The sequence below is a fragment of the Alphaproteobacteria bacterium genome, from assembly GCA_030740435.1.
Classification (GTDB): Bacteria; Pseudomonadota; Alphaproteobacteria; order UBA2966; family UBA2966.
Genome location: JASLXG010000193.1, coordinates 1 through 10,101 on the forward strand (window position 1 = coordinate 1; position 10,101 = coordinate 10,101).

Below are 10,101 nucleotides of genomic sequence, written 5' to 3' on the forward strand. Positions count from 1 at the left end.
CAGGAAGGCGTCGCGCAATCCCGCCAGGTCGTGTCGGGGCCGAAGTCGCTGTAGCTCTTGCCCATATCGCCACCCAGGCGGCGCGTGGCCTCATGGCCGATCTCCAGGGCCTTTGCCAATCCGAGTTGTTGGCGCATGACAGCCGCGCGCCCGCTTTGGCAAAAGATCGAAGAGCGTAGTCCCACTACGCTCATCGACCTTTTCCTTCCGGATCGCATCACCTGGGGGCTTTGCTGCCCGTGACCCGGTGAGAAATGCGGGTTAACCCGGAAACAAGGGGCGAAATCACCAGTCCTTGATGCCCAAGACCTGATCCGGCATATGATCGCCGCCGCCTTCGTAGTCAAGTTCATGCTTATTCCCGGGTGGTGCACCGGATAGTGCACTCTGGGCGCTGACGGGCTATCGTTCGGGAAACCACAACAACCGAGCGAGGACACCGTGAACGATGCAGGAATAGTCCAAGACAAAGTCGTGCTGGTGACCGGGGCGGGCCGCGGCATCGGCCGGGGCATCGCACTGATGCTGGCGGAAAATGGCGCCCGTGTGGTGGTCAACGATCTTGGCGGCGGCGTCGACGGCGGCGGGGCCGACCAGGGCCCGGCCGCCGAGGTGGTGGCCGAAATCGAAAAGGCCGGCGGCCAGGCCGTGGCCAACTTCGACAGCGTCGCCGAAACTGCAGGCGCCGAGGCCATGGTGCAGGCGGCAGTCGATGCCTTCGGCCGCATCGACGGCGTGGTCAACAACGCCGGCATTCTGCGCGACCGCATCTTCCACAAGATGTCGCCCGAGGAATGGCACGCCGTGATCAACGTCCACCTCAACGGCTGCTTCAACGTGAGCCGCGCCGCCGCGCCCCACTTCCGCGAACAGGAGAGCGGCGCCTTCGTTCACTTTACTTCCACCTCGGGGCTGATCGGCAATTTCGGCCAGGCCAACTACGCCGCCGCCAAGCTGGGCATCGTCGGGCTCTCGAAGTCGCTGGCGCTCGATCTCTCGCGCTTCGGCGTGCGCTCCAACTGCATCAGCCCGTTTGCCTGGTCGCGCATGATCGGCACCATCCCCAACGCCCCAGATCAAGAAGAACGCCTGGCCCGCATCAAGGAGATGACGCCGGAAAAGATCGCGCCCTTGGCCGTCTTTCTGGTCAGCGACCGGGCCCAGGAGGTAAGCGGCCAGATCTTCGCCGTGCGCAAGAACGAGATTTTCCTGTTCAGCCAGCCCCGGCCCATCCGCAGCCTGCACCGCGACGGCGGCTGGACGCCCGAGGCCATGGCCGACCACATGCTGCCGGCGTTTCGGCCCAATTTCTTCGGCCTCGACCGTACCGCCGACGTCTTCGACTGGGACCCCGAGTAGACGCTGGCATGAGCGACGAGGCTGCCGCGCCGCTGCGCAACCCCGGCGTTCACGCCAAAGCCACGCCCGAGAAGGCGGCGTACATCATGGCCGACACGGGCCAGGTGATTACGTATCGTGAGCTCAACGAGGCTTCCAACCGGGGCGCCCAGCTCTTTCGTTCGCTGGGGTTGGGCCACGGCGACTGCATCGCCATCTTCATGGAGAACAACGCCGCCTATCTGCAGCTCTGCTGGGCGGCGCACCGGGCCGGGCTCTATTACGTCTGCATCTCGTCCTATTTGACGGCCGAGGAGGTCGACTACATCGTCGCCGACGCGGCGGCCCAGGTGCTGATCACTTCGCTGGCCAAGGCGGAGGTGGCGGCCGAACTCGCCGGACTGATGCCGGGGGTGCGGGAGCGTTTCATGGTGGGCGGCGAGATCGACGGCTACCGTTCCTGGGAGGACGCCACTGCCGAAAAAGCGGCCAAGCCGCTGGCCGACGAGACCGAGGGTTCGGATCTTTTGTATTCCTCGGGCACCACGGGCCGGCCCAAGGGCATCAAGATCCCGCTCTCGGGCGAGGCCCTGGGCACACCGACACGGATCTCCGAGCTCCTGGGCAAGCTCTACCAGTTCGACAACCAGAGCATCTACCTCTCGCCGGCGCCGCTCTACCACGCCGCGCCCTTGCGCTACAACATGGGGGTGCTGCGCCTTGGCGGCACCGCCATCGTCATGGAGCGCTTCGATCCCGAAGCGGCGCTGGGCTACCTGCAGAAGTTCGGCGCCAGTCACAGCCAGTGGGTGCCCACCATGTTCGTGCGCATGCTCAAGCTGCCCGAGGAGGTGCGCCGGCGCTACGACACCTCCAGCATGAAGTTCGCCATCCATGCCGCGGCCCCCTGCCCGGTGCAGATCAAGCAGCAGATGATCGACTGGTGGGGGCCGGTGATCTACGAGTACTACGCCGGCACCGAGGCCAACGGCTTCTGCTCCGTCGAATCCGCCGAATGGCTGGCCCGCCCGGGCACGGTGGGCCGAGCCCTGGTCGGTGAGCTCCATATCATGGACGAAGAGGACGACACCAACGAGCTGCCGGTGGGCCGGGACGGCACCATCTATTTCGCCGACGGCCCCGAGTTCGAATACCACAACGACCCGGAAAAGACCGCCGCCGCGACGAACGCCCGGGGCTGGACGACGCTGGGCGACGTTGGCCACCTCGACCAGGAAGGTTACCTCTATCTCACCGACCGCCGCGCCTTCATGATCATCTCGGGTGGCGTCAACATCTACCCCCAGGAGACCGAGAACCTGCTGGTCACCCATCCCCGTGTGATGGACGCCGCCGTCATCGGCGTGCCCAACGAGGAATTCGGCGAGGAGGTCAAAGCCGTGGTGCAGCCTTTTGAGCCGGGCAGCGGCGGCAGCGAGCTGGAGGCCGAACTGATCGAGTTCTGCCGCCAGCACCTCTCACCCGTCAAGTGCCCCCGATCCATCGACTTCGACCCCGAGCTGCCGCGCCACGCCAACGGCAAGCTCTACAAGCGCCTGATCAAGGACCGCTACTGGGGCCAGCACGATACGCGGATCGTCTGAGGCAAAGCAGGAACGACGCCAGAATTGACTAAGGTTATCAGTAAATGATAACCTTAAACAAATGAACCAACCGCGGCGCGACCCCAGCTTGGATACGCTTCTGGACCTAGACGGCCAGGTTCTGGTGATCGATCCGGCTGGGGAGCATTGGGTGCGCTTCCGCGTGACGCGTGTGTCGCCGGGCGATGAGAGACCCCACGGACTGGATTACGCGTTGACGTTGCATGGACCGAATGGCACGCGGCTCGTCGGCTTCGACAACGCCCATCCTGTCCGGCCAACCGCCGGACCGGGCGGCCGACGGCGGGCGCAACGCGATCACAGACACCGTCATCGCACCGTCCGGCCCTATGACTACCAAGATGCAGCCACCTTGCTTGCGGATTTCTGGGCCGAAGTCGAGGCGGTACTCAAGGAAAGAGGAGTGAAGCTATGACAACCCTGAAGGTAGGCATCGCCAGCTATCAGGATATGAAGGCCCGCAGCATGGCCATCGCTCGCGGCGAGGGCAAAGCCCGGCGGGGCGAGCCCAAGGTTTGGTTCACCTCGCTCGAAAGCTTCGCCAAAGTGCTCTCGGATCGCAACCGTGCCCTTTTGAAATTGATTGCCGAGCAAGAGCCGGAATCGCTTACTGAATTGGCCAAGTCCTCGGGACGGGCCAAATCCAATCTTTCGCGAACGCTGCGCACTTTGGAGCGCTACGGTCTTGTGCATCTGGAAAAAGGATACAAAGGAAGGGTCGCACCGCGTGTTCCCTATTCGGATATTGTTCTGGATGTCCCCATCGGCACCTCCGCCAAAAGGGGCAATACCTCTAGTGTTTCCGCCTGATCCCCGAGGCCAGCCATGACCGACACCGTCAAGCCGTTCGAGGTCGATATTCCCGAAAGCGACCTCGAGGACCTCCTCCGCCGCCTGCGGGCTACGCGCTGGCCCGACGCGGAAACGCCGGACGACTGGTCGCAAGGCGTGCCGCTGGCCTACATGCAGGAGATCTGCCGTTATTGGGCCGAGGATTACAACTGGCGGCGCTGCGAGACCATGCTCAACGGCTGGCCGCAAGGGACGACGGAAATCGACGGCCTAGACATCCACTTCCTGCACCTGCGCTCGCCGCACGCCGACGCCCTGCCGCTGGTCATCAGCCACGGCTGGCCGGGCTCGGTGATCGAATTTCACAAGGTGCTGGGGCCGCTGGCCGACCCCACCGCCCACGGCGGCCAGGCGGCAGACGCCTTCCATGTGGTGGCGCCCTCGCTGCCGGGCTTCGGGTTCTCGGGCAAGCCCCAGGCGCCGGGCTGGAGCACCGAACGCACCGGCGCCGCCTGGGCCCAATTGATGGCGCGGCTCGGCTACGGCCGTTACGTCGCCCAGGGCGGCGACTGGGGCGCCATGGTCAGCGAGGCCATCGCCGACCAGGACCCGGAGCACTGCGCCGCCATCCACCTCAACATGGTGCGAGCCAAGCCGAGCAAGGAAAGCCACGACAACCCCAGCCCGGCCGAACAGGACTCGCTGGCGGCGCTCAAGCACTACCGCGACTGGGATTCGGGCTATTCCAAGCAGCAGAGCACACGGCCCCAGACCCTGGGCTACGGCCTCGCCGATTCGCCCAGCGGCCAGGCCGCCTGGATCATCGAGAAGTTCTGGGCCTGGACCGATTGTGATGGCCACCCCGAGAACGCGCTCAGCCGCGACGAGATGCTGGATAACGTCATGCTCTACTGGCTGACTGGCGCCGGCGCTTCCTCGGCCCGCATCTACTGGGAAAGCTTCGGCAAGATCCCGCTTTTTGACATCGACATTCCAGTCGGCTGCAGCTCCTTCCCGCGCGAGATCTTCCGCCCGCCGCGGCACTGGGCGGCCGAGCGTTTCAAGAACATCATCCACTGGAACGATCTCGACCGGGGCGGCCACTTCGCCGCCTTCGAGCAGCCGGAGATTTTCGTGGCTGAGCTGCGGACTTGTTTCCGCAAGGTGCGCTAGGCAAAAAGCTCGGGGCGCAGCATCCAAGCCAAGATCCAGCCTTCCTCGCCCTGCTCCAGGCAGGCGACGCTGCCGGGCTGGTAGGCGACCAAGGGCTCGTCCCGGCCCGTCAACAACCAGGATACCGCCCGGGCCATGAAGGGCAGATGTCCGACCACCATGGTATCGCCGGCCAGGTCGTCGAGGCCGGCGGCCCAAACCTCGACCTGGTCGTTGGGCGCAATGCCGCCGGTGGTGGTCACCTCGCCGCCCAGCGCCGCGGCCAGGATCTCGGCCGTCTGGCGGGCCCGGGTCTTGCCGCTGTGCAGGATGCCAACCGGCGCCGCCCGGCCGCGAAGAAATTCCGCCGGGCGTCCGACGTCGGCTGCGCCCCGCGCGCTCAGGGGCCGTTCGGCATCGGCCTCCTTGGCCAGCGCCTCGCCGTGTTGCACGAGATAGAGTTTCATGGCTTCGCTTCCTCTTGGGCCGCCCTCATGCGGCGCCAGGCCTCGGGTTCCTCGATCAAGAGAATCGCCAGCGCGGCGACCAAAGCCAGACCGGCACTGAGACTCAGCGGCAGCCAATAGCTTTGCATGACGTCGAAGGCGTAGCCAGCCAGGATGGGCCCGGCGAACATGGCGATCGAGGCGGCGGTGAAGCCGGCGCCGATCACGGCGCTGATGCTGCGCACGCTGAAGTAATCCGCCGTCACGGCCGGGCTCAGCGCCACGAAGCCACCGTAGCAGATGCCGAAGACAACGGCGAAGAGCGATAGCTGCCAGGTGGTGGTGGAAAAGGCCCACCAGGCGGCGGCCAAGGCAAGGCCCAGGTTGATGCCGATCAGCGCCCGGCGGCGGCCGATGCGATCGGCCACGGCGCCCACCAGGAAACGGCCGATGGTGCTGGCCAGGCCGATCAGGCCCAGCATGGCGGCGCCCGTAGCCTTGCCCAACCCCAGGTCCTGCACGAAGGGCATCATGTGGACAAACGGCATGGAGATGCCGATCGAGGCCAACAGGCCGGCCACATAAAGCACCCAAAAGGGCTTCGAGCGTAAAGCCTGCGCCAGCGTCAGCCCATCATCACCGGGGGGTCCGGAGGGGCCGGCCGGCCCCCTCGCCTTGGCGCCATCGGGAAACTGGCCCCGCCGGGCCGGCGAAGATTCGATCAGCAAGGCGGCCGCGACGCCGCCGATCATTGCCACCGCCGCCAGCACCAGATAGGCGCTGCGCCAATCCGACCAATGAATCAGCGCCGTCACCAGCGGCGGCACCACCGCCGTGCCCAAGCCGATGCCCGAAACCGCCAGGCCCGAGGCCAAGCCGCGGCGCTTGACGAACCAGCGCTGCACCGCCCCCATGGCCGGGGCGTAGGCAAAGCCGATACCAACGCCGATACCCAAGCCATAGCCCAGGTAGATCTCGGTCAGGCTTTCGGCACGGCTCACCCAAAAGAGCCCCACGCCGAGCAGGAACATGCCGGCGGCGATCACCCAGCGCGCGTTGATGCGGTCGGCGATGGCTCCGCTGACGGCACCCAGGCCGAAGTAGAGGGAGGCGCCGATCGAGAAGATCAGCGATACCGAAGCCCGGCTGGCCGAAAACTCGCCCTGCAATTGGTCGAAAAAAGCCGTGAAGGAATAGGCCGCGCCGAAGGCAATGAAGAGGGTGGTGAACGAGCCACCAACCACGAACCAACCATAGAACATGCTGTTACTTTACCCGCTGGGGCCGGAAATCCAGAACCCCGGCCTCGATCAGGCCCATCACCAGGGCGGTGACCAGGGCCGCCAGCAAACTGGTCGCCGCCACCTTCTTCCACATGTGCGGCCGCACCGGCGCCCCGGGCTCATGGCCCGTCTCGGGCTCTTCCGGCTGGTGCACGCCGATGGGCAGCAGGACGAATAGGCAAAGCCACCAGACCACGGCGTAGACCGCCAAGAGCGTGGTCCAGCTCATCTTCAGGCGGCTTCGATTTCGACCAGGGTGCCGCAGAAATCCTTGGGATGGAGAAACAATACCGGCTTGCCGTGCGCACCGATGCGCGGCTCGTCGTCGCCCAGCACCCGGGCGCCGCTTTCTTTAAGACGATCACGGGCGGCGATGATGTCGTCGACCTCGTAACACACATGATGCATGCCGCCGCCGGGGTTCTTCTCCAGAAAGCCGGCGATGGGGGAATTCTCGCCCAAGGGATGCAAAAGCTCGATCTCGGTGTTGGGCAACTTGACGAAGACGATGCTGACGCCGTGTTCGGGGATATCCCTGGGCTCCGACACCTGGGCTCCCAACGCATCTCGGTACTGGGCCGCCGCCGCGGCCAGATCGGGGACCGCGATGGCCAGGTGATTGAGACGTCCGATCATGTTTTTCACTTTCTCTGCTGCAAGCTCGAATTATCCTGGCACTACTTCCAGACCTCGGTCGCCAGGCGTAGCCAGTTGTCGCCCAGGATAGCGCAGAGATCGGCATCGCTGTAGCCCCGCGCTTGCAAAACCGCCACCAAATCCTCCAACTGCTCGGGCTGAAAGAAATGCCAGGGCGGCGTGGGGCAGCCTGCCGGGTACATGTCGGGCCGGCGTGACGACCGGCGCCCTGCTGGTGGTGTTCGGAGAGGACGTCACCCGGCGCACCCGACAACTGGAGTTGACCAAGGACAGTTTCTACCTAATCCTCAAGCAAGACATGAAACGACGACGGGAGGCCGGTTAGATGGAAGAGAATACGGCACGGCAGCTGCTCAAGGATGCCATGGTCTGCGACATGACCTTGCCGACGGTCGATATGCCGGCGGCCGATGAGGAGAAGAGGGCCCAGGCGCCGCGCCGTTTTGCCGCCCAGGGCTTCGACTTCGTCAGCCTCACGGTGGCTGTCGACGAGGCAGAGATGCCCGATGCCATGCGCCTTTTGGCCCGTGAACGCCGCGCCATCGAGGCCCGTCCCGAGGCCTTCGTGCTGGTCGAGAGCACGGCCGACATCGAGCGCGCGCGCCAAGAAGGCAAGCTGGGCATCGGGCTCCATTTCCAGGGCACCGGTCCGGTCGGGCGCAACCTCGACCTGGTAGCGCTTTATTACAAGCTCGGTATCCGCCACATGCTGCTGGCCTACAACCAGAAGAATCTGGTCGGCAACGGCTGCCACGAGCTCGCGGACGACGGCCTCAGCCGCTTCGGTTTCGAACTGATCGCCGAGATGAACCGGGTCGGCATGCTGGTCGACGTGGCGCATTGCGGCATAAACACCTCAATGCAAGCCATCGAAGCTTCAACGGCTCCGGTTGTCGTCAGCCACGGCAACGTCGCTGCCATCCACCAGCATCCCCGTTGCTACAGCGACGAACAGATCAAGGCCATCGCCCAGTCGGGCGGCGTCATCGGTCTTACCGGTTTCGGCGTCTTTCTCGGCGACAACGACGCCTCGGTCGGCACCTACGCCCGCTCGCTCGATCACGTAGCGCAATTGGTCGGGCCCGATCACGTGGGCTTCGGCTTCGATTACATATACGACATGCCGGCCTTGATCGCACTTTGCCGGACCATGGCCGACCGCTGGCCCAAGGATTGCGGTTACCACCGGCCCGACATAGCGCAACTGGAGCCCGAGCAAGTCGTCGATATCGTCGCCGAACTGGCCCGGCTGGGTTGGGGCGAGGAGGATATCCGTAAGATCGTCGGCGGCAACTGGATCCGGGTGATGGGCCAGGTTTGGAAATGAAGCGCCGTCGAGGCCAACTCCAGGAAGGAACGAGCCCGGGGCCGTGCCAATGGCACCCGACCCCTTCCTCGACGACCCGCAACCCTACGGTTTCGAGACCTGAAGGAAATCAACCATGACCCATACCATCATCACCAACGCCCAACTGTTCGACACCAAAGCCGGCGAACTGGTCGGCGAGCGCCACGTGCTGGTCGAAGAGGGCCGCATCAAGGAGGTTTCCGACAAACCCATTGCGGCCAGCGAAGCGCGGGTCATCGACGCCCGAGGGCGCACCCTGATGCCAGGCCTTTGCGATGCCCATGTGCACGTCGTTGCCGGCTCGGCCAACGTCGCTCTGGTCGAAAGCTGGTCGCCCTACTATCGCGCTGCCAAGGCCGCCGAGATCCTCAACGGCATGCTGATGCGTGGCTTCACAACAGTGCGCGACGCCGGCGGGGCCGATTGGGACCTGGCCACGGCCGTCGACGAGGACTTGATCGCTGGCCCGCGCCTGCTCTATTGCGGTCCCGCGCTGACGCCTTCCGGCGGCCACGCCGATTTCCGCGCCATGAGCGACACCATTACCGATCCTTACAGAACGGCCGGCGGCATCGGCCGCCTGGTCGATGGCGTGCCCGAGATCAAGCGCGCCTGCCGTGACGAAATCCGTCGCGGTGCCAAACACATCAAGCTGATGATCTCGGGTGGCGTGGCCTCACCCATGGATCCCATCGATGCCATCCAGTTCGGCGCCGACGAGGTCGAGGCGGCGGTCGAGGAAGCCGAGAACGCCAATCTCTACGTCGCCGGGCACGGCCACCCGGCACGCTCCATCAAGCGTGCCCTCAAGCTCGGCCTGCGCTCCATCGAACACTGCACCGTCATGGACCAGGAATGCGTCGATCTCTTTCTCGCCAACGACGCCTGGATGGTACCGACCATGGCCATCTTCGAGAGTCTGCACGAGCGTGGCCCCGAGGCCGGGTTGCCACCGGCTTCCCAGGCCAAGCTGGCGGAGATCAGGCCGACGGCAATGAAGTCCCTGGAGATGGCCTACAAGGCCGGGGTCAACCTGGCCTACGGCACCGATCTCTTGGGCATCCTGCACGAGGATCAATCGTCTGAGTTCCGCATCCGGGCCGAAATCATGAAGCCCGAGGACATCTTCCGCCAGGCCACCTCGCTGGCCGCCGAGCTCTTTCGCATGGAGGGCGAAGTCGGCACCGTCGAACCCGGTGCCCGGGCCGATCTGCTGATCGTCGACGGTAATCCGCTGGAGGATCTTTCGCTGATGGAGGGCCAGGGACAGCACATGATGCTGATCATGAAGGACGGCAAGGCCTACAAGAACGAACTGAACTAGGGCCTGTTGACATTTAAGGGATTCCCAAGAGCGTCAAAAAGTGATTCAAACTTCCTTTTGCAAGGAGGTTTTGATGAACACGGGACGTTTCGTCATCAGGGATGAGGTCTGGGAAAAGGTTTCCCCCCATCTTCCG

Annotated in this window: 12 protein-coding genes; 7 read left to right on the plus strand and 5 right to left on the minus strand. The window is 64.7% G+C overall.

Going from position 1 to position 10,101, the window contains the following annotated elements:
• Nucleotides 1-441 precede the first annotated feature (441 nt).
• The 5 genes from QGG75_18605 (at nt 442) to QGG75_18625 (ending at nt 4,928) form a co-directional block, all read left to right on the plus strand.
• Nucleotides 442-1,359, plus strand: coding sequence for an SDR family oxidoreductase (locus QGG75_18605; protein MDP6069239.1), 918 nt, complete (start codon nt 442-444; stop codon nt 1,357-1,359).
• Nucleotides 1,360-1,367: 8 nt separating this feature from the next.
• Entirely contained in the window at nt 1,368-2,942 is a 1,575-nt protein-coding gene (locus QGG75_18610; protein MDP6069240.1) for an AMP-binding protein, read from the plus strand.
• Nucleotides 2,943-3,003: 61 nt separating this feature from the next.
• Nucleotides 3,004-3,378: a DUF6516 family protein gene (locus QGG75_18615; protein MDP6069241.1), complete on the plus strand. Its 375-nt coding sequence runs from the start codon at nt 3,004-3,006 to the stop codon at nt 3,376-3,378.
• Nucleotides 3,375-3,773, plus strand: a complete 399-nt coding sequence (locus QGG75_18620) for a helix-turn-helix domain-containing protein (GenBank protein ID MDP6069242.1) — start codon at nt 3,375-3,377, stop codon at nt 3,771-3,773. Before QGG75_18615 ends, QGG75_18620 begins: the two co-directional genes overlap by 4 nt.
• A 15-nt stretch (nt 3,774-3,788) precedes the next feature.
• Nucleotides 3,789-4,928, plus strand: coding sequence for an epoxide hydrolase (locus QGG75_18625; GenBank protein MDP6069243.1), 1,140 nt, complete (start codon nt 3,789-3,791; stop codon nt 4,926-4,928).
• On the opposite strand, the gene sixA is transcribed toward QGG75_18625, so the two are convergent.
• The 5 genes from sixA to QGG75_18650 are packed head-to-tail and all read right to left on the minus strand — an operon-like array spanning nt 4,925 to nt 7,475.
• Nucleotides 4,925-5,374, minus strand: coding sequence for a phosphohistidine phosphatase SixA (gene sixA, locus QGG75_18630; protein ID MDP6069244.1), 450 nt, complete (start codon nt 5,372-5,374; stop codon nt 4,925-4,927). The two genes, QGG75_18625 and sixA, sit on opposite strands and share 4 nt — an antisense overlap.
• Nucleotides 5,371-6,615 carry an MFS transporter gene (locus QGG75_18635; GenBank protein MDP6069245.1) on the minus strand — a complete coding sequence of 415 codons (1,245 nt, stop codon included), beginning with the start codon at nt 6,613-6,615 and terminating at the stop codon, nt 5,371-5,373. The genes sixA and QGG75_18635 overlap by 4 nt, the downstream gene beginning before the upstream one ends.
• 4 nt (nt 6,616-6,619) lie before the next feature.
• The gene (locus tag QGG75_18640) at nt 6,620-6,865 is read right to left on the minus strand and encodes a DUF1467 family protein (GenBank protein MDP6069246.1); all 246 of its coding nucleotides are present in this window, start codon (nt 6,863-6,865) and stop codon (nt 6,620-6,622) included.
• A gap of 2 nt (nt 6,866-6,867) precedes the next feature.
• A complete protein-coding gene (mce, locus tag QGG75_18645) occupies nt 6,868-7,272 on the minus strand; it encodes a methylmalonyl-CoA epimerase (GenBank protein MDP6069247.1) in 405 nt (134 codons plus the stop codon).
• Between the two features lie 41 nt (nt 7,273-7,313).
• Nucleotides 7,314-7,475 carry a membrane dipeptidase gene (locus QGG75_18650; protein ID MDP6069248.1) on the minus strand — a complete coding sequence of 54 codons (162 nt, stop codon included), beginning with the start codon at nt 7,473-7,475 and terminating at the stop codon, nt 7,314-7,316.
• 143 nt (nt 7,476-7,618) lie between these two features.
• Between QGG75_18650 and QGG75_18655 the strand changes: the two genes are divergently transcribed.
• Together QGG75_18655 and QGG75_18660 are read left to right on the plus strand one after the other, a co-directional pair.
• On the plus strand, nt 7,619-8,620 hold the full coding sequence (locus tag QGG75_18655) for a membrane dipeptidase (GenBank protein MDP6069249.1): 1,002 nt from the start codon (nt 7,619-7,621) through the stop codon (nt 8,618-8,620).
• A gap of 115 nt (nt 8,621-8,735) precedes the next feature.
• A complete protein-coding gene (locus tag QGG75_18660) occupies nt 8,736-9,965 on the plus strand; it encodes an amidohydrolase family protein (GenBank protein ID MDP6069250.1) in 1,230 nt (409 codons plus the stop codon).
• Nucleotides 9,966-10,101: the final 136 nt, after the last annotated feature.